Source organism: Luteimonas sp. A611 (assembly GCF_054072715.1).
Map to the genome: position 1 here is coordinate 171526 of NZ_JBSVRP010000002.1, position 19093 is coordinate 190618.

General features: G+C 66.5%; 14 protein-coding genes. 6 read left to right on the forward strand and 8 right to left on the reverse strand.

Translation table 11 applies throughout. The features are described from left to right. The first annotated feature begins 69 nt into the window (after positions 1-69). Together ACW5EG_RS11175 and ACW5EG_RS11180 are read left to right on the forward strand one after the other, a co-directional pair. A complete protein-coding gene (locus ACW5EG_RS11175; RefSeq protein WP_457021476.1) occupies positions 70-2013 on the forward strand; it encodes a hypothetical protein in 1944 nt (647 codons plus the stop codon). After that, on the forward strand, positions 2013-2864 hold the full coding sequence (locus ACW5EG_RS11180) for a class I SAM-dependent methyltransferase (RefSeq protein WP_457021478.1): 852 nt from the start codon (positions 2013-2015) through the stop codon (positions 2862-2864). The genes ACW5EG_RS11175 and ACW5EG_RS11180 overlap by 1 nt, the downstream gene beginning before the upstream one ends. Positions 2865-2873: 9 nt before the next feature. On the opposite strand, the gene ACW5EG_RS11185 is transcribed toward ACW5EG_RS11180, so the two are convergent. From ACW5EG_RS11185 to ACW5EG_RS11210, 6 genes are read right to left on the reverse strand one after another with little or no spacing between them, the layout of a single operon-like run. Continuing rightward, positions 2874-3782, reverse strand: coding sequence for a lysylphosphatidylglycerol synthase domain-containing protein (locus ACW5EG_RS11185; RefSeq protein WP_457021480.1), 909 nt, complete (start codon positions 3780-3782; stop codon positions 2874-2876). Then, a complete protein-coding gene (locus ACW5EG_RS11190; RefSeq protein ID WP_457021482.1) occupies positions 3779-4717 on the reverse strand; it encodes a class I SAM-dependent methyltransferase in 939 nt (312 codons plus the stop codon). Before ACW5EG_RS11190 ends, ACW5EG_RS11185 begins: the two co-directional genes overlap by 4 nt. Then, a complete protein-coding gene (locus ACW5EG_RS11195) occupies positions 4714-5838 on the reverse strand; it encodes a glycosyltransferase (protein WP_457021484.1) in 1125 nt (374 codons plus the stop codon). The genes ACW5EG_RS11190 and ACW5EG_RS11195 overlap by 4 nt, the downstream gene beginning before the upstream one ends. Next, entirely contained in the window at positions 5835-7694 is a 1860-nt protein-coding gene (gene asnB / locus ACW5EG_RS11200) for an asparagine synthase (glutamine-hydrolyzing) (protein ID WP_457021802.1), read from the reverse strand. The genes ACW5EG_RS11195 and asnB overlap by 4 nt, the downstream gene beginning before the upstream one ends. Before the next feature lie 2 nt (positions 7695-7696). Then, complete coding sequence (locus tag ACW5EG_RS11205; RefSeq protein WP_457021486.1) at positions 7697-8884, reverse strand: glycosyltransferase family 4 protein; 1188 nt, start codon at positions 8882-8884, stop codon at positions 7697-7699. Between the two features lie 57 nt (positions 8885-8941). After that, complete coding sequence (locus ACW5EG_RS11210) at positions 8942-9796, reverse strand: glycosyltransferase family 2 protein (protein WP_457021488.1); 855 nt, start codon at positions 9794-9796, stop codon at positions 8942-8944. Between the two features lie 133 nt (positions 9797-9929). On the opposite strand from ACW5EG_RS11210, the gene pilB reads away from it, so the two are divergent. The 4 genes from pilB to coaE all read left to right on the forward strand — a co-directional run bounded on the left by pilB (position 9930) and on the right by coaE (position 14888). Continuing rightward, on the forward strand, positions 9930-11654 hold the full coding sequence (pilB, locus tag ACW5EG_RS11215) for a type IV-A pilus assembly ATPase PilB (protein ID WP_457021490.1): 1725 nt from the start codon (positions 9930-9932) through the stop codon (positions 11652-11654). Positions 11655-11927: 273 nt separating this feature from the next. Further along, entirely contained in the window at positions 11928-13124 is a 1197-nt protein-coding gene (locus tag ACW5EG_RS11220) for a type II secretion system F family protein (protein WP_457021804.1), read from the forward strand. Between the two features lie 9 nt (positions 13125-13133). Then, positions 13134-13994 (forward strand): prepilin peptidase, encoded by an 861-nt coding sequence (locus tag ACW5EG_RS11225; protein WP_457021492.1) that lies wholly within the window; start codon positions 13134-13136, stop codon positions 13992-13994. 258 nt (positions 13995-14252) lie between these two features. After that, the gene (coaE, locus tag ACW5EG_RS11230) at positions 14253-14888 is read left to right on the forward strand and encodes a dephospho-CoA kinase (protein ID WP_457019334.1); all 636 of its coding nucleotides are present in this window, start codon (positions 14253-14255) and stop codon (positions 14886-14888) included. Between the two features lie 111 nt (positions 14889-14999). Here the strand turns inward: coaE and ACW5EG_RS11235 are convergent, their stop codons facing one another. Both ACW5EG_RS11235 and secA read right to left on the reverse strand, forming a co-directional pair. Then, complete coding sequence (locus tag ACW5EG_RS11235; protein WP_457019575.1) at positions 15000-15986, reverse strand: Nudix family hydrolase; 987 nt, start codon at positions 15984-15986, stop codon at positions 15000-15002. 166 nt (positions 15987-16152) lie between these two features. Next, complete coding sequence (gene secA / locus ACW5EG_RS11240; protein ID WP_457021494.1) at positions 16153-18882, reverse strand: preprotein translocase subunit SecA; 2730 nt, start codon at positions 18880-18882, stop codon at positions 16153-16155. Between the last annotated feature and the right edge of the window lie 211 nt (positions 18883-19093).

Consider the following 19093-nt stretch of genomic DNA (forward strand, 5'->3'; position numbering starts at 1 on the left):
CCTGTCTGCTTAGGACCCCAGCCGGCTTCCGGCTGGGGTTTTTTATTGCCAAGAATCTGCCGAGACGCCATGGCTTCGCAAGCGCATGCCTCCCACAAATGGGCGCAAATCCTCCTGGTCCTGACCGGCGTGCTAACTGTCCTAGCGTACTGGACTGGTCTTACGGGCCCCTTCATTCTCGATGACGAGGCGAACCTCCGCGCCATTCCCGAATGGCTGGCCGGCGAACTCCCGCTCCATATCCTCATCTTCGAAAAAGGCGCAGGAACGCTGGGCCGCCCAATTTCCATGGCCAGCTTCGCGCTGAGCGCGTGGGTCGGCGGATTCACGCCGTTCTCGATGAAGCTGGGCAATCTTCTCGTCCACCTGCTCTGCGGCGTGGCGATCTTCGGCTTCCTCCGCGTGTTGCTGCGGCGTGATCCCCACCTCGGCGGCAAGGCCACGCTGTACGCGTCCACCATCGCCTCGCTGTGGCTGCTTCATCCGCTGCATGCCAGTACCGTGCTCTACGCGGTCCAACGCATGGCCCAGCTGTCGACGCTGCTGATCCTGATCGGTCTTTGGCTTTACGTCGTGCTCCGCAACAAACTCGAACGCGGAGACTCCGCTTGGGCATCGGCGGGCCTGCTAGCTGGCATCCCCGCAATGACCGTGCTCGCGTTCCTGGCCAAGGAAAACGGCGCCCTGCTGCCGCTGCTGTGCGGGGTCGTGGAGTTCACCTGCTTCAGGAACTCACGCAGGGTTGCCGCAGCCCGCGCGTTCGCACTGCTCTATGTCGCACTGCCCATGCTCGGTGCAGCCGGCCTTGCCCTTTTCAGACCGGGGTTTTTCCTTGACGGCTACATTGCGCGCGATTTCACCCTGGTCGAGCGGTTGCTGAGCCAAGGGCGCGCGCTCTCGGACTATGCCTACAAGCTGGTAATTCCAAACCCACCCCAGATGGGTGTGTATACCGACGACTTCGCCACTTCCACCGGACTGCTCTCGCCGCCCACCACCCTGCTTGCACTGCTGTTCCTCGGCGCGGTCAGCATCGCGGTGTGGAAGCTTCGCGATCGACTCCCCCTGCTGCTGTTCGGCTGGGCGTTCTTCCTCGTGGCGCACGCGATGGAAGCCGGGCCTGTTTCGCTCGAGCTGTACTTCGAGCACCGCAACTATCTGCCCTCGGTCGGCCTGCTGACAATGCTGGTCGCCCTTGCGCAGGCGTTTGGAGCCGGTCTCGAAAGAGCAGGTCTACGCCCCGGCAGGATTGGCGTCGTGGCCCTGGTCGGCACGTTGGCGCTGTACGCCGTTGGCACGCACGGCCGCGCCAAGGTCTGGCAAGACGCCCTGCTGATCGCCGAATCCAGCCTCATCGCCCATCCGGATTCGTTGAGGGCGAACAGCTACGTACTCGCAGGCGCAATCCAGCGCGGCGACCGGGCACGCGCCGACCAGATCCTGGATGCATTGGCTCAGTCGCCTCAGCCCCGAGGCCGTTCGCTGTCGCGGATCTTCCGCCTCTACGTCGGCTGCCTGTTCGACGGCAGGGCCGACCCGGCCGACCTGGAGGCGTTCGTGATGCAGACACCGCTGCCGATCACCATCGCCGAGGCGCAGCCGTTCGACCAGCTATACCGGATGACCGCTGAAACCCCCTGCGAGCCGCTCAACGATGGAATGTTCGGGGCCGAGATTGCGCGCCTGGCCGACCGCGCAAGCGAGGCACAGCAGCCGCACATGGTCCGCCTGCGCTACCAAGCCGCCAGCTTCTTCATGCGCGCAGGCAACTGGGAGGCCACCCTGCGGCAAGGCCGCTTGGCTTGGCGCGAGGGCGCAGGCATCAGCGCGCCGCGAGCGGTGCCCCTGGCGATCGCACAGGCAATGACTGGCGATCACGCAGGGGCCCGGCTGACATTGGACGAGGCGTGGCCGCGCGCGGTTACTGACGCCGAGCGCGGCGTCCTGCAGTGGGCAGAGTTGCAGCTCGAGCAGATCAAGGTGTCCGCTGCTTCCGCCCAGAGCAATCTGTAATGGGTTCGCCTGGAACAACCCCCACGACTCACGCCGGCCCGGAGAGGGTGTTCGCATTCGGGAAGAACTGGCGCTCATTCCTATCCCGGCTGGACGAAGGGCGAATCGAGGAATCGATTGCGGCAATCCGCAACACGCTGCGCATGGATTCGATGGCTGGTCTGCGCGTACTCGACATCGGTTCGGGTAGCGGCCTATCGAGCTTGGCCATTCATCGACTGGGCGCAGACGTCACCTCGTTCGACTACGACGACGAGTCCGTCGCCTGCACACAGGAACTACGCGAGCGCTTCGCGCTTGGAGACTCACGTTGGCGCGTGATGCAGGGCTCCGTGCTGGATGCGGATTTCATGCGCGCGCTGGGCGGCTTCGACTTGGTCTACGCCTGGGGCGTACTGCACCACACCGGGCGGATGTGGCAGGCCGTGGAGCATGCGGCGGCATGCGTTGCCCCGGGCGGCCGGCTGCTGCTGGCGCTATACAACGACCAGGGCTGGCGCTCGCGCGCGTGGTGGTGGATCAAGCGCACCTACTGCACCGGCCTGCCCGGCCGCGTGCTCGTGGGCGGTGTGTTCTATCCCCTGTTCGCGCTGTATGCGCTGGTACTCGACTTGCGCAACGGCCACTGGCCGGGCACGCATGCGCGCACCTACCGCCGCAATCGGGGCATGTCCCTGCTGCACGACTGGCGGGACTGGCTGGGCGGGTTTCCGTTCGAGGTAACGCGAGGGGATGTGCTGAGCCAGCGGCTGGCCGGTGCCGGGTTCGAGCTGGAACGGGCAAGGACGACGCGCGGCTGGGGATGCAGCGAGTTCGTCTATCGGTTGGCCGACCGCCCGCGCGGACAGTAGCCTCCTGCGTCAGCCAACGCCTGCCTCCGGCCCAGTGGCATCGGCCTTGCCGCCAGGCAGCCACAGCAGCGACAGGCAGCTTGCGATGTGCGCGCCACGGAGGAACAGCGCCAGCGCCGTACTCTCGCGGACATCCAGGCCCAGAGCGTACCCCCCGGCAACATAAATGCCCTCAAGCACGCCGAAGTTCCCTGGCAGCACCGCGACAAGCGAAGACACGTACACCGCGCACGCCATGAGCACGGCGTAGGCGGGATGGATGTCTACGCCGAAACGACGGTAGACGTACAGGATCAGGAGCGTGGCGACGAAATACTGCAGCACGACACCGTAGAGGCCCTGCCGCGAGTAGCCTCCGGCCAGCGCGGCGATCCATGATCTGTGCCGGACCAGCCAGGCAGGCGATCGCAGCCGCGAGATCCGCGCAAAGAGCGGGCCGTGCAGTGTCCAGGCGAGCGCAAAGACCCCCACCAGCAACGATGCAGTCAGGACATGCCGCGAGGCGTCGAGCATCAGCAGCCCAGCCGCAGCACCGGCGACGGAGATCCAGACGCTGGCCGACACCTGCCGCCAGCTTGCAGTCAGGCTGTCGGACATCGATATCTCATAGCGACGAAGCCAGAGCACGCGCAGCGCCAGCCCGGGCTGGAACGGACCCAGGTAGTTTGCCAGCGATCCGGCAGCCCATAACCGGACCAGCGGTGGCAGCGTCAGCCGCACCCGGCCTGGCAGGAACGACCTGAAATTGAGGGCCTGCAGCCATGTGCCGCCGGCCATGCCGATCATTGCCGCCACGAACGTCCAGGGCTGCCCCGACCACGCCCTGACCAGGTCTTCCCACCATGCGAAGACAAGGACGCCGGTCAAGACCAGCAGGAGCACATAGGCGGCATACCTGGCCGAGCGGACCCGGCTCATCGCGCATCGACGCGATCGGGGACGGCGATGATCTCCACGATGTTGCCGGCCGAGGCAACCATGTCGGCCATCCGCAGGAATCCATGCAGCACCCAGTTGCGCAGGGACGGCGGCCACAGAGGCGCTGACATGGGATTGAAGGTGCGGCACGCGGCGACCGTGAACCCTGCTTTCCGGCACAGCTCCGACAGCGTCCTGTGCGTGAAGAAATAGGTGTGATGTAGGGAGTAGGCGTCGAACATGGGCCGCCGTCCACCAATGCGCAGCGCACGACGGGCGGCATCCAGCGCATTGTCGAACTGTTGTGGCACTTCGATTACGAGCACACCGTCCGGACGGAGGCGTTCCCGACACCACCTCAGGTGCTGCAGGGGATCGGGCATGTGCTCGAGCACGTGGTTCATGTGCAGCGCGTCGAATGCTCCTGCGGCCAGGTCGGCCGCCGCGTCTCCGGGGACGAGCTCAATGCCGTGCGTGGCGCGCGCCGTCGCCCTTGCGTCCCCCGACAACTCAACGCCTTGACAAGCGTGGCCGCGCTTGCGCGCGAGGGCAACGAACCCGCCAGTCGCAGCGCCGTAATCCAGGATCGATAGGGGGAACCTGCCCACCGCACGTTCGATGCGGCGCAGCCGCTCGACAAAATACCGTTCGCGCAGCGCCTCGAGGCCCGCATAGTTTTCGGGCGAGGCTCCCTCTCCACCGAAGTAGAACTCGTTGCTGTACAGCCGGGCGTAACCTTCCGCATCCGGCCGTGGATCGAGCCACCTCAATCCGCAACTGCGGCAGTGCCTCACTGCGAACGGTGAACGCAGACGCAGCATCCCGCCCCACCGGTCGCTGATCGACGCATTCGTGCTGCCGCAAAGATCGCACCGTGGCACGCGTTCGACGGGCAGTTCGGTCAGGGCGTGTTGCCAGTGATGCGGGTCGGTCATGCGCAGTCTCTGGTCGCGGGTGCCAGCAGGCGCAAGTATAGGCGCGCGACATCTGCAGGCCGGCGGGAGGACGGCACCTGCGAGGCAGGACGTGCCGAAGACGCGAGCACCCTTTCCAACGCGGCTGCAACCGCGGGAACGTCGTCCGTGGGGATAGGCAGGTTCGGAACGTCTCCCTGCACCTCCCGCAGCAACTCCCGCACGCCGCCCGGACAGTCCGTCGCCACGATCGGCGTACCCAGCGCCATCGCCTCCAGCAGTACGTTGGGCGAACCCTCCCAGCGCGAAGTGAGCAGCAACGCGTCGGCACCTGCCATCACCGGATAGGGATTGCGCATCTCGCCCAGCCAAGCAAGCCGGCCGTCCAGCCCGAGTTGCGACGCCAGTGCGTGCAGTGCATCGCGAAGGGGACCGTCGCCAGCAACGGCGAGTACGTGGTCGCGGGCGTTGGATGCGGTGGCAAATGCGCGCAATGCGGTGGCCGGGTCCTTCTGCTCGACCAGGCGGCCGACGCATGCCACGAACCGGCGGCCCTGCAGTGCCGCCGGCAGCGGCTGCGCAGCCAGCGCGCGCAGGCGGCCGCCGTCAACCGGGTTGGGGATCACGTGGACGTCGGCGGGGCGCAAGCCGAGCTGGCGGAGCTCATCGGCAAGTGAATCCGACAACGCAACCACCGCATCGGCCCGTGGATACAACCAGCGCACTGCCCGTCGACGCAATCCCGATGCGTTGCGCAGGCTCACCGCCTCGCGCAGCACCAGCCTGCATCCGCGTCCGCCGAACCAGTGCGCGACGCACGCGAGGAGATTGCAGCCGGTGATCGTGCTGAGCAACGCATCCGGCCTGGTCCGGACCAGGTAGTTGCGCAAAGGTGCCAATGATCCGGCGAACAATTTAGCGCCGTCGGTCCCCCTTGGCGCGAGCGTAACCAGGCGGACCCCCGGCGGGCACTCGTCGGCAAGCGGGCCGCCCGTCGTAAGGCTGATGATATCGACGGCGTTCCCCGTGGCGTGCATTTCGCGGGCCAGCGTCAGCACGGTCCGCTGCGCGCCGCCGACGTCCAGGTCTGGCAGCAGCAGCGCGATACGTAGCCCGGCGGGCGCGGCGGCCTCGGCGGTCATGCTGTCTGCGCCAGCGTGGCGCGCCACTGCAGGTAGCTGTAGGCGACCCATAGCGCCTGCCCATGGTCCGCGGCGCCGACGCGATGTTCGCGCAACCAGGCCTGCACCACCGCGTGATCCAGACACCCGGTATCGCCCATTGCGCACAGCGCATCCAGCGCTTCGCCCAGGTCGGCGCGCATCCAGTGCGAGACTGGCGATGCGAACCCCTGCTTGGGCCGGCGCCAGATGAAATCGGGGATGCGCTTGCCGACTGCCTCGCGCAGGAGACGCTTTCCGCGCAGGCCGTCGAAATGCCATTCCCAGGGAAGCCGCAGCACGAACTCGACGAGCTCGCGGTCGAGAAATGGTGAGCGGGCTTCCACCGATGCGCTCATCGTGGCGCGGTCCACTTTTGCCAGGATGTCTTGCGGCAGCCAAACCAGCCAGTCCATCCGCAACATGTGTTCGAGCTCGTCCGCGTCCTTCCGCGGGCCCCAGGGTGCTTCGGGCACCGGCTGGCCGGGACCAAGTGACGGGGCAAGCTGCTGCAGCATGCCGGCCCGCATGGCTGGCGGCGCCACGTACTCCTGGCTTTCGTTGGCAAGGGCCACGAACAGGTGCGCGCGTTTGAGCCAGCTACCGCTATGGTGCGCGATCGGTTCGCGCGTCTGCCGCAGCGCGTACTCCATGACCTGCCGGAGCGATGCGGGAATGCGGCGGTAGCGCTGCCTTGCCAGGCGTCCGATGTAGCGTGCATAGCCGCCGAAGACCTCGTCCCCACCGTCGCCGGTAAGCACCACCTTCACGTCGCGGGACGCCACCGCCGCCACCATCGCGCTGGGGATAATCGATGCGTCGCCGAAAGGCTGTCCCATCAACAGGTGGGTGCGCGACGCCAATGCGACAGCGTCGGCGGGACGCAGGGTCTCTGCGACATGGGTCGTACCCAGCCATGCGGCGGCGCGCGCGGCATGCCCCCTTTCGTCGTAGGTGGGTTCGTCGAAGCCCGCGGTGAAGGTGCGCAGTGTGCTCCCGGCACGGGAGGAGGCAATCGCGCAGACGACGCTCGAGTCGACTCCGCCGGACAGGAACGCACCCACCTCTACGTCGGCCGCAAGCTGACGCTTCGCAACCGCGGCTTCAAGCAACATCGCGACGCGGCGCGCCGCCTCGGCGCGCGTGCCGCGCCAGGGCGTGGTGTCTGGATTCCAGTAGCGCTCGGCGCGGATCGTCCCGTCCGCCTGCAGCCGCATCCAATGCCCGGGCAGCACTTCCTCCACACCCTGCAGGCAGGTCGCCCCAGGCATGGTGTAGCCATGGCGCAGGTAGTCGCCAATCGAGACCGGATCCTCATGCCACGGCATGTCCGGCAACAGCCGCCGCAGCGCACCCAGCTCCGACGCGCAGGCGAACTCGGTGCCGTACCGGGCATAGAACAGGGGCTTCTTGCCGAATCCATCGCGCGAGAGCAGCCAGTTGCCCTCCTGCTCGTCGTGGAGGACGAACGCCCACATTCCATCAAGGCGCTTGATGAAGGCAGGACCCTCCAGCACCAGACCCGCCAGCAGGACTTCGGTGTCGCTGGCATCTCGGAACTGCCAGCGATCGGTCAGCGCTGCACGCAGTTCGCGATAGTTGTAGATCTCGCCATTGAAGCTCAACGTCCAGCGACCGGAAGGATCTGCGCTGGGTTGTGCGCCCCCCGCCAGGTCCACGATTGCCAGGCGTGTGTGCCCCAGGCACGACCGACCGGACGTCACCACGGCATGCGCGTCCGGGCCCCGGTGCCTGAGCGCAGCAATCGCCCGCTCCATGCGCGCGCGCAGTTCCTCCCGCGGAAGCGTCATGGAGCGCAGGGCTGCGATTCCGCACATTCTCAGCTCGCCTTTCCGTGTCCGGCTACCACAGACTCGAACAGCGCCGCATAGGCCGCCGCAGTCGCTTCCCAGCTCTCGTTGCGCGCCATCGACTCCCGCCTCGCGTTCTCCCCAAGGCGTAGCCGGTCCGGCACATCGCACGCATTCTCGATTGCCCGTGCCATGCCATCGACGTCCTCGACATCCACAAGCCAGCCGGTCTCGCCGTCTTCCACCAGGCCTGCGACCCCGGGCAACTTCGTGGAGATCACGGGTAGCCCGGCAGCAAGCGCTTCGAGCACGACGTTCGGTCGCCCTTCGCTCCGACTGGATAGAACCAGCACATCCGACTTCGAAAGTAGCGAAGGCACCTGGTCCGGTGGCACTTCACCCAGCCAGACGACTTCGCGCCCGGGTGGCAGACCCGCAGCGAACGCCTGCAAGGCGGTGCGATCCGGCCCGTCCCCCGCCACAGTCAGGTCAATCTGGCAGTCGGCCTTCGTCGCCGCCAACGCCGCCAGGAGCACGTCCAGACCTTTCCGCCGGACGATGCTGCCGACCACGAGCAATCGCAGGCGGCCAGCGACAGGCACCGGGTGAGCCAGCATGTACAGCGCTCGATCAACACCGTTGTGGATCACGTGGATCTTGGCTGCGTGCCGTGGGTGGAGGTCCGCCACTCCCTGCGCCATCGCAGCCGACACGCAGACGATGGCATCGCTTCTCCATGCGGTGATCCCAAGAAGCACGCGTGTCCAAGGCGAACCTCTGCCAGACCCCGTGTCTTCACCGCGCAGCGTCGTGACCAGCTTGACTCCGGTCACTGCACCGACGAGAGCACCGATGACGCCGCAAATCGACCAGTTGGCGTGTATCACGTCCGCGTGCCTCGCCCGGCGGAACGTGCCCCACGACAACGCCGCGAGGAACGAAGGCACTAGCAGCAGCAGTCCGCGATTGGCCCGCAGGGCCGGCAGGATGCCGCCATTCCGCTGGCCCAGACGCTGCCAACCGCGTGGTGCGTATCGCAACGGGGTGACAGGCGGAACTACATTCGCGCTCGATTCCGAGGGCCTGCTGTCGTCATCCGGGCTCAACACCTCGATGGAGCATTGGGGTGGCAGGTGTGCATACAGTCTTTGCACGAACACGCCCGCCGCCATGCCCGCGCGCAATGGATACGACGTGGTAAGGGCCAGGATGCGCATTATTCTGGGCTAGGCTGCGATCCCGCGAATGATTGCATCACCCTCGGCACCAACACCTTATGAATCGGAGGGGCGATAGGTGAGCATGCAGACCTGCTCGGATATCAGGCCAATCAGGAAGATCACGACCGCCGCGCTGAACATCAGTGCACTCATGTTCGTGAAACGTCCTTCCGAGATGTAGGTGTAAGCGTAGTAGCCAAGACCCAGTAGGAAGAACGCCATCCCGGCCGGAGCGAACAGCTTCAACGGCGAGTAGAGCGTCGCGATCTTGAAGATGATGAGCAGGAACCTGATGCCATCTCGTACGGGACGGATGTGGCTGTTGCCGATGCGTTTCGCCACGGGGATGGGAAGGTATGCCACCGCATAAGCGCTCCGGAAGAACGCCATCGTGCTGGTTGTGGGGTAACTGAACCCGTTGGGCAACAGATGGATGAACTCACGGAACTTGTCGGCGCGGACGGCACGAAAGCCGGAAGTCAGATCCTTGACGTCGAAACCGGTCATGCGGCTGGCCAGCCAGTTGTAGAAGGCATTGGCGGCGCCGCGGTGCACGCCAGCCTGGCCGGCCCAGTCGCGCGACCCTACGACCATGTCGTAGCCCTCGTCCAACTTGGCCAGCAGTCCCTCGATTGAGGCCGGATCATGCTGTCCATCCGCATCCATGAACACCAGGATGTCGCCCGTCGCCGCGCGCGCGCCGCGCTTGATTGCCGCGCCATTTCCCATCGAGTAGGGCGCCGACAGGGCCCTGGCCCCGTTTTCCGTCGCCACGGCGGCCGTCTCGTCGGTCGACCCGTCGTCGACCACGATGATCTCGGCGTCCGGCATGCGGGCCCGCAGGGCCGGCAGGACGCGCCGCAACCCCTCGGCCTCGTTCTTGGCAGGCAGGATGATCGATACCGGCATGAGTCTCCCCTTTCCGCAGAGGGTAGCCGGAAGCGCCTCGCGCGGGAAACCCTCCGGCTGGACGGAACGCCCCTGGTGGTGCGCGGCATGATCCTTGCGCTAGAGTCTTGACAGTCCAGAAGAGAGTCAATCCATGAGTGCAGTCCCGTCCGCCAACCTTGTCGGCATCACCGGAATCGCCAGACGCCTGGTGCTGGACGGTGCCCTGGATGAGGCCACCGCCCGCGAGGCGCTGGACAAGGCAACCGCGGAACGGCAGCAGGTGGCTGCCTACCTGCGTGCCCACAAGCTGGTCACCGCCGCGCAGATGGCGGCGGCAAACTCGATGGAATTCGGCATGCCGGTCCTCGACACGTCCGCGATGGACGGTGGCTCGAGCGCGATCAAGCTGGTCAGCGAGGAGCTGCTTCAGAAGCACCACGTGCTGCCGCTGTTCAAGCGCGGCGCCAAGCTCTTCGTCGGCACCGCGGATCCCACCAACAGCCAGGCACTGGACGAAATCAAGTTCCACACCAACCTGGTGGTGGAGCCCATCCTGGTCGACGAGGACAACATCCGCCGCTCGCTGGAGCTGTGGCTGCAGTCCAGCGACAGCTTCGGGGACGCACTGGACGACACCGAAGGCCTGGACAACCTCGACATCGAAGGTGGCGACGAGGATCCGCGCGATACCGGGGTGGAGGGCAAGCAGGACGATGCGCCGGTCGTCAAGTTCGTCAACAAGGTGCTGATCGACGCGATCAAGCGTGGCGCCTCGGACATCCACTTCGAGCCCTACGAAAACGACTACCGCGTGCGCCTGCGCGTGGACGGCATCCTCAAGCAGACCGCGAAGATGCCGGTGAAGCTCCACCAGCGCATCAGCGCGCGCCTTAAGGTGATGGCGCAGCTGGACATCGCCGAGAAGCGCGTGCCGCAGGACGGGCGCATGAAGCTCAACCTGAGCAAGACCAAGCAGATCGACTTCCGCGTCAGCACCCTGCCCACCCTGTTTGGCGAAAAGGTGGTGCTGCGTATCCTCGACGCCAGCGCCGCCAGGCTGGGCATCGACAAGCTGGGTTACGAGCCGGACCAGCAGAAGCTGTTCGAGGAGGCGATCCAGAAGCCCTACGGGATGGTGCTGGTCACCGGCCCCACCGGCTCGGGCAAGACGGTCAGCCTGTATACGGCGCTCGGCATCCTCAACGACGAGCAGCGCAACATTTCCACGGTCGAGGATCCGGTGGAAATCCGCCTGCCCGGTGTGAACCAGGTGCAGCAGAACGAACGCCGCGGCATGACCTTTGCCGCCGCGCTGCGCAGCTTCCTGCGCCAGGATCCGGACATCATCATGGTCGGCGAAATCCGCGACCTGGAGACGGCCGAGATCGCGATCAAGGCCGCCCAGACCGGCCACATGGTGCTCTCGACCCTGCACACCAACGATGCACCGCAGACCATCTCGCGCCTGATGAACATGGGCATCGCCCCCTACAACATCACCAGCTCGGTGACCCTGGTGATTGCGCAGCGCCTGGCGCGGCGCCTGTGCGACAAGTGCAAGCGCAAAGCCGAACTGCCCGATCACGCGCTGCTGGCCGAAGGCTATACCGAGGCCGAGATCGCCGAGGGATTCAGCGTGTACGAGGCGGTGGGCTGCGACGACTGCACCAACGGCTTCAAGGGCCGGACGGGCCTCTACCAGGTGATGCCGATGACCGACGAAATCTCGACCATCGTGCTGGAGGGCGGGAATGCGCTCCAGATCGCCGATGCGGCGCAGCGTTCGGGCGTGCGTGACTTGCGGCAGTCGGCACTGCTGAAGGCGAAGAAGGGTGTGACGAGTCTGGCGGAGATCAATCGGGTGACGAAGGATTGAGGTTGGGGTGGGGTTGCGTTGGGGCGGGGAGTCTGGTCGCGGCTGAAGCCGCTCCTGCAGGGATGGAGGGGCGTGGGGTGCTTGCGAAACCCTGCTGGCCGTCACAGAGACAAATTTAATTTCCACTTGTAAGGGGTTACCATGCAAGGGAATTCCGTCTGGCTGGGGAAGCTAGGCGACACCAGAGGAAGGGGAATGCCGATGGGCGTCACACGTTCCGCCGCCAAGACTGCCGCCGCGAACAGACCGGTGCGGGAAGGCGTGACCTCGCCGATGTTCGTCTGGGAGGGGGTCGACAAGCGCGGCAAGAAGATGAAGGGCGAGCAGCAGGCGAAGAACGCCAACATGCTGCGCGCCGAGCTGCGCAAGCAGGGCATCCAGCCCGGCGTCGTCAAGGTCAAGCCCAAGCCGTTGTTCGGAGGTTCGGGCAAGAGCATCACGCCCAAGGACATTTCGGTCTTCAGCCGCCAGCTTGCGACGATGATGAAATCCGGCGTGCCGATCGTGATGTCGCTCGAGATCATCGGCAACGGGCAGAAGAACCAGAAGATGAAGAAGCTGGTCGACGGCTTGCGCCTCGACATCGAGGGCGGCTCGTCGATCTACGAGGCCTTGAGCAAGTACCCGGTGCAGTTCGACGAGCTGTACCGCAACCTGGTGAAGGCGGGCGAGTCGTCCGGCGCGCTGGAAACGGTGCTCGAGACCATCGCCACGTACAAGGAAAACATCGAGTCCATCAAGGGCAAGATCAAGAAGGCGCTGTTCTACCCCGCCGCGATTATCGGCGTGGCCATCCTGGTCTGCGGCATCCTGATGGTGTTCGTGGTGCCCGTGTTCAAGGACTCATTCGGGGACTACGGCGCCGACCTGCCCGCCTTTACCGAGCTCGTGTTCGGAATCTCGGCATACATGGTGAAATTCTGGTGGCTGATACTGCTTGTCGTCCTGGGCGCTTTCACAGCTTTCATGTACGTGTACAAACGCTCCGAGAAGCTTCAGCACTTCGTGGACCGCATGCTGCTGAAGATCCCGGTGATCGGCCAGGTGCTGCACAACTCGGCCATTGCCCGCTTCGCGCGCACCCTGGCGGTCACCTTCAAGGCGGGCGTGCCGCTGGTCGAGGCGCTGGATGCGGTGGCAGGCGCCACCGGCAATCGCGTCTATACCAATGCGGTGCTGGAGATGCGCGACGATGTCTCGGTCGGCTATCCGGTCAACGTGGCGATGAAGCAAACCACCCTGTTCCCGCACATGGTGGTGCAGATGACCGCGATCGGCGAAGAAGCCGGCGCGCTGGACACCATGCTGTACAAGGTGGCCGAGTTCTACGAGGAAGAGGTGGACAACGCGGTCGACGCGATCTCCAGCCTGATCGAGCCGATGGTGATGGTGGTCATCGGCACGATGGTTGGCGCGATCGTGATCGCGATGTACCTGCCGATCTTCAAGCTTGCGATGACGGTGGGCTGAGAACGGCGGATGGCGTTCCTTGATCAGAATCCCGAGCTCGGCTACCCGCTGGTGGCCGGGCTCGGCCTCCTCGTCGGCAGCTTCCTCAACGTGGTGATCCTGCGCCTGCCCAAGCGCATGGAGTGGGAGTGGAAGCGCGACGCGCGCGACGCGCTGGGCGAGCCGGAGCTCTATGACCCGCCGCCACCGGGGATCGTGGTCGAGCGTTCGCACTGCCCCCACTGCGGCCACCAGCTGTCGTGGTACGAAAATATCCCGCTGCTGAGCTGGCTGGCGCTGCGCGGCAAGTGCCGCAGCTGCAAGGCGCCGATCTCGGCGCAGTACCCGCTGGTGGAGCTGGCCACGGCGCTGCTGTGCGTGGCCAGCGTGTGGCAGTTCGGCTTTGGCTGGCAGGGCTTTGGTGCCTGCGTGCTGGCCTGTTTCCTAGTGGCGCTGTCGGGCATCGACCTGCGCACGCAGCTGCTGCCCGACTCGCTGACGCTGCCGCTGATGTGGCTGGGCCTGGTGGCGTCACTCGACAATCTGTACATGCCGGCGAAGCCGGCGCTGCTGGGCGCGATTGCCGGCTACGTGAGCCTGTGGTCGGTGTGGTGGGTGTTCAAGCAGGTCACCGGCAAGGAAGGCATGGGCCACGGCGATTTCAAGCTGCTGGCCGCGCTGGGCGCGTGGGTGGGCCTGGCGGGCGTGTTGCCGATCATCCTGCTGTCTTCCGTTGTGGGGGCGGTGGTGGGTTCGATCTGGTTGGCGTCGAAGGGACGCGATCGCGCCACGCCGATTCCGTTCGGGCCGTATCTGGCGGTGGCCGGGTGGATCGTGTTCATGTGGGGTGATCAGTTGATCGGGACGTATCGGGATTACGCGGGGTTCTAGCGACACGCGCGCTTCGCGCGCGCCCCCATCCCGGCCTTCCCCCGCGAGCGGGGGAAGGAGAACAGCCCGGGGCGCCGGGTGGCCGACGCATCGCTCTTGCTTCTAGCCCCTTCCCCCGCCTGCGGGGGAAGGAGAGCAGCATGGCTACCTCGAGCCGATGCTTCCATGTGCCGATCTGGCTTCTAGCCCCTTCCCCCGCTTGCGGGGGAAGGCTGGGATGGGGGCGCTTTTCCCCAAAGCCCAATGCACAATCGCCCAATGGCCAACTACATCGTGGGACTCACCGGCGGCGTCGCCTCCGGCAAGAGCGAGGTGACGCGACGCTTCGAGGCGTTGGGCGTGACCGTTGCCGATGCCGATGTCGCGGCCCGCGATGCCGTGGCGGTGGGCAGCGAGGGCCTGGCCGCGGTGGTCGCCGCATTCGGTCCGGAGGCGCTGGCGGCAGATGGGGCGCTGGACCGCCCCGCGATGCGGCGGCGCGTATTTGCCGACGATGCGGCCAGGCTGGCGCTCGAGGCAATCGTGCACCCGCGCGTGCGCGCATTGCTGCGCGCGCAGTGCGAGGCGGCGCAGGGGGTTTACGCGATCGCCGCGATCCCGCTGCTGGCCGAGGCCCTTCCCGGCACCGATGGCGGCGAAGGCGGACGCGCTGTGTATCCCTGGGTGCAGCGCGTGCTCGTGATCGACGTACCGGTCGAGGTGCAGCGCGCGCGCCTGCTCGCCCGCGACGGGATCGACGAAGCCCTTGCCGACCGGATGATCGCCGCGCAGGCCACGCGCCAGCAGCGCCTGGCAATCGCCGACGACGTGATCGTCAACGATGGCGCCCTGGAGGATCTGGCGCGGCACGTCGCCGCGCTGGATGCACGCTACCGGATGCTCGCTGCGGCGTAGCGAGCAGCCGCGACGGTGCTGCCCCGCGCAGCCTCCACTGCGATCTGTAGGAGCCGATCGGGCACACCAGTCCCGTCGAACCTGGGAGTTCGATCGCGGCTGAAGCCGCTCCTACGGAAGGACGCTGTCCTGCGATGGCAGCCAGAGGCCACGGATCGCGGCGATGCCTTGGGCGCCGTGGCTGCGTGCGGTGGGAATGTCGTCAGGTGTCAGCCCACCAATGGCGTACATCGGCAGCGAAACGCGCGCGCGCAGTTCCTCGAACCGGGCCCAGCCGATGCCGGGCTGGCCGGGATGGGTGGGCGTGGGCAGGATCGGGCCGACGATGGCGAAGTCGCAGCCCAGCGCCTGGGCCAGGTCCAGCTCCGTCGCGTCGTGGCAGGAGGCGGAAAGCAGCTGGTCCGCGGGCAGCGGGCGCTCCGCGTGCTCGCGCAGTTTGGCCGCAGGCAGGTGCAGCCCGATTCCGTGCTGTCGCGCCAGCTCGACGTTGCCGTTGACCAGCAGCTGGGCTCCGCCGCCGCGGCACCGGGCGACGGCCTGATCCAGCAGCCGCTGCTGACGCTCGTGCGCGACGCCCGGCATGCGGAACTGCACGCACTGGATGCCACGGGACAGAGCTGCGCCCAGGGCGGCAAGCCAGGCCATGTCGTCGTCACCGGGAGCGGGCGTCACCAGGCAGCGGTCGGGCTGCAGCAGCGCGGCAACGACAGGCCGGTCGGGCGCGGGCATGTCGTAGCGATGCAGCTTGTCGGGCCGCACCCAGGCCAGTGCCTGCCCTTCGCAGCCCTTGGGCTTCCCTCGCCAGGCCTTGATATGGCGGACATCCAGCCGAAGCAGGCGGCTCGGGGTCTGGTGGGGAACGACGATCAGAGGCGCGCCGACCTCGACCTCGATGTCGAGTTCCTCGGCCAGTTCGCGCACCAGCGCGGCTTCGGGTGTTTCGCCGGGGTCGACCTTGCCGCCGGGGAACTCCCACAGCCCGGCGAGTTCACGCCCGGGACTGCGCCGCGCCAGCAGCACCCGGCCGCGCGCGTCGGTGATCACCCCAGCCATGACGTGCGTGGCCCGCGGGGTGGCGTCGGCGGTGGCTGGCGGGATGGAACGGGCTGGGGGCACGGAACGGCAGAGGAATGCGCGAGGTGGCAGGGTAGCAAAGCCGGGCGGAGTGGCGGGATGCCGTCGCTACCGGCGGCCCCCACCCCAGCCCTCCCCCGCAGGCGGGGGAGGGAGCAAATCGGGGGACGTTACGGGGCCCGAGCTGCAGTCAGGCCAGCTGGCCGTGGCAGTGCTTGTACTTCTTGCCGCTGCCGCAGGGGCAGGGGTCGTTGCGGCCGATCTTGGCGCCGTCGCGGACGATGGGGCTCTGCGGGCCGTGCTGGTAGTCGGGCTGGGCGGCTTCCTCGTCGGCACCGTAGCCGCCGGAATCAGCGTGCTGGAACTGCGCCTGGCGCAGGCGCGCTTCGGCCTGGGCGCGTTCCTGCGCCTCGATCGCGGCGACCTCGTCTTCGCTGCGCACGCGCACGCGCGCCAGCAGGGTCACGACTTCGCGCTTGACCTTGTCCAGCAACTCGCTGAACAGCTCGTACGCTTCCTTCTTGTACTCCTGCTTGGGCTGCTTCTGCGCATAGCCGCGCAGGTGGATGCCCTGGCGCAGGTAGTCCATGCGGCCGAGGTGCTGCTTCCAGTTGTCGTCGAGCACGTTGAGCATGATGTGCTTCTCGAGCGCGCGCATGGTCTCGTTGCCGACCTGGGCTTCCTTGTCGGTGAACACGTCTTCCACCGCCTCGCGCACGTGGTCCTGGATGTCGGCGGCATCGAGTTCCTTGCGCGTGCTGGCCATCGTCTGCAGGTCCAGGCGCAGGCCGAACTCCTGCTCCAGCGTCGACTCCAGACCGGGCAGGTCCCACTGTTCGTCGATCGAATCGGGCGGCACGAAGCGCTCGACGGTCTCGGCCACCACGTCGCCGCGGATGCCCTCAATGTTGTCCTTGATGCTCTCCGCGTCGAGCAGCTCGTCGCGCTGGCCGTAGATGACCTTGCGCTGGTCGTTGTTGACGTCGTCGAAGTCGAGCAGGTTCTTGCGGATGTCGAAGTTGTGGGCCTCGACCTTGCGCTGCGCGTTGGCGATCTGCTTGGACACCAGCGGTGATTCGATGATGTCGTCTTCCTTCAGGCCCATGCGCGCCATCACCTTCTGCACCCAGTCGGCGGCGAAGATGCGCATCAGGTTGTCTTCGAGCGACAGGTAGAAGCGGCTCGAACCCGGGTCGCCCTGGCGGCCGGAGCGACCGCGCAGCTGGTTGTCGATGCGGCGGCTCTCGTGGCGCTCGGTGCCGACGATGTGCAGGCCGCCTGCGGCGACGACCTCGTCGTGGCGCTTCTGCCATTCGGCGCGCACCTGCGCCCTTTCGGCTTCGGTCGCGTCTTCGCCCAGCGCATGCAGCTCCGCCTCGAGCGAGCCGCCGAGCACGATGTCGGTGCCGCGGCCGGCCATGTTGGTGGCGATGGTCACCGCCTTGGGGCGGCCGGCGTTGGCGATGATCTGCGCCTCGCGCTCGTGCTGCTTTGCGTTGAGCACTTCGTGGGCGATGCCCTCCTTGCGCAGGAATTCCGACAGCAGCTCGGAAACCTCGATCGAGGTGGTGCCCACCAGTGCCGGCTGGCCGCGCTCGAAGCAATCCTTGATCTCGTTGGAGACGGCGCGGTACTTGCCGTTTCGGTTGAGGAACACGGCATCGGAATGGTCGACGCGGACCATCGGCCGGTTGGTCGGGATCACCACCACTTCCAGGCCGTAGATGCTGTTGAACTCGAAGGCTTCGGTATCCGCGGTGCCGGTCATGCCCGACAGCTTGTTGTACATGCGGAACAGGTTCTGGAAGGTGATGCTGGCCAGCGTCTGGTTCTCGCGCTGCACCGGCACGCCTTCCTTGGCCTCGACCGCCTGGTGCAGGCCGTCGGACCAGCGGCGGCCGACCAGGGTGCGGCCGGTGAACTCGTCGACGATCACCACCTCGCCGTCGCGCACGATGTAGTCGACGTCGCGCTGGTAGATCGCGTGCGCGCGCATCGCGGCGTTGAGGTGGTGGACGACGTGGATGTTGTGCGGCGCGTATAGATCGTCGCCCTCTTCCAGGATGCCGGCCTTGTGCAACAGCTCCTCGGCGTGTTCCTGGCCGGCCTCGGACAGGTGCACCTGCTTGCCCTTTTCGTCGACCCAGTAATCGCCCACGCCGTCCTCGATCTCCTGGCGCTTGAGCGAGGGCACGAGGCGGTTGACCTTGATGTAGAGCTCGGGCGATTCGTCGGCCGGGCCGGAGATGATCAGCGGGGTGCGCGCCTCGTCGATCAGGATCGAGTCGACCTCGTCGACGATGGCGTAGTTGAGGCCGCGCTGATAGCGGTCGGCCTTCGACATCGCCATGTTGTCGCGCAGGTAGTCGAAGCCGAATTCGTTGTTGGTGCCGTAGGTGATGTCGGCGCCGTAGGCGGCGCGCTTGTCGCCGTGGTTCATGCCGGGATAGACCACGCCCACGCTCAGACCCAGCCAATTGTAGAGCTGGCCCATCTGGGCGGCGTCGCGGCGGGCGAGGTAGTCGTTGACCGTGACCACGTGCACGCCCTTGCCCTCGAGCGCGTTGAGGTAGCACGGCAGGGTCGCGACCAGGGTCTTGCCCTCGCCGGTGCGCATCTCGGCGATCTTGCCCATGTGCAGGACCATGCCGCCGATCAGCTGCACGTCGTAGGGGCGCATGCCGAGCACGCGCACGCTGCCTTCGCGGCAGACGGCGAAGGCTTCGGGCAGCACCTTGTCGAGGGCTTCGCCATTGGCGATGCGCTGCTTGAACTCTTCGGTCTTGGCCTGGAGTTCGGCGTCCGACAGCGCCTGCATCTGCGGTTCGAGGGCGTTGATCTTCTTGACGATGCCGCCGAGCTGTTTGACGAAGCGGTCGTTGCGGCTGCCGAAGACGCTGGTGAGCAGGCGATTGAGCATTGGGTTACCGGAAGCTGTGACGGGGCCGGACTGCTGCGCCGGATGCGGCGCGCCGGCAATGAAAAAGGGCGCAGTGGCGCCCTTTTCGATGGCAACGCGCATTGTACCGTGGTGACGCCCGGACGCGTTTGCAAGGTTTTGGCGGGCGGGAGGCGGGCCTCGCGCCGCCCCGCCCTGTCATCTCGACCGCAGGGAGAGATCTGCCTCCCGC

What these genes read in the sequence shown, in the direction of transcription:
- ACW5EG_RS11175 (WP_457021476.1), top strand. Translation starts at nt 70, where the DNA reads ATGGCTTCGCAAGCGCATGCCTCCCACAAATGGGCGCAAATCCTCCTG.
- ACW5EG_RS11195 (WP_457021484.1), bottom strand. Translation starts at nt 5,838, where the DNA reads ATGACCGCCGAGGCCGCCGCGCCCGCCGGGCTACGTATCGCGCTGCTG.
- asnB (WP_457021802.1), bottom strand. Translation starts at nt 7,694, where the DNA reads ATGTGCGGAATCGCAGCCCTGCGCTCCATGACGCTTCCGCGGGAGGAA.
- secA (WP_457021494.1), bottom strand. Translation starts at nt 18,882, where the DNA reads ATGCTCAATCGCCTGCTCACCAGCGTCTTCGGCAGCCGCAACGACCGC.
- ACW5EG_RS11225 (WP_457021492.1), top strand. Translation starts at nt 13,134, where the DNA reads ATGGCGTTCCTTGATCAGAATCCCGAGCTCGGCTACCCGCTGGTGGCC.
- ACW5EG_RS11220 (WP_457021804.1), top strand. Translation starts at nt 11,928, where the DNA reads ATGTTCGTCTGGGAGGGGGTCGACAAGCGCGGCAAGAAGATGAAGGGC.
- ACW5EG_RS11185 (WP_457021480.1), bottom strand. Translation starts at nt 3,782, where the DNA reads ATGAGCCGGGTCCGCTCGGCCAGGTATGCCGCCTATGTGCTCCTGCTG.
- ACW5EG_RS11210 (WP_457021488.1), bottom strand. Translation starts at nt 9,796, where the DNA reads ATGCCGGTATCGATCATCCTGCCTGCCAAGAACGAGGCCGAGGGGTTG.
- ACW5EG_RS11205 (WP_457021486.1), bottom strand. Translation starts at nt 8,884, where the DNA reads ATGCGCATCCTGGCCCTTACCACGTCGTATCCATTGCGCGCGGGCATG.
- ACW5EG_RS11190 (WP_457021482.1), bottom strand. Translation starts at nt 4,717, where the DNA reads ATGACCGACCCGCATCACTGGCAACACGCCCTGACCGAACTGCCCGTC.
- coaE (WP_457019334.1), top strand. Translation starts at nt 14,253, where the DNA reads ATGGCCAACTACATCGTGGGACTCACCGGCGGCGTCGCCTCCGGCAAG.
- pilB (WP_457021490.1), top strand. Translation starts at nt 9,930, where the DNA reads ATGAGTGCAGTCCCGTCCGCCAACCTTGTCGGCATCACCGGAATCGCC.
- ACW5EG_RS11180 (WP_457021478.1), top strand. Translation starts at nt 2,013, where the DNA reads ATGGGTTCGCCTGGAACAACCCCCACGACTCACGCCGGCCCGGAGAGG.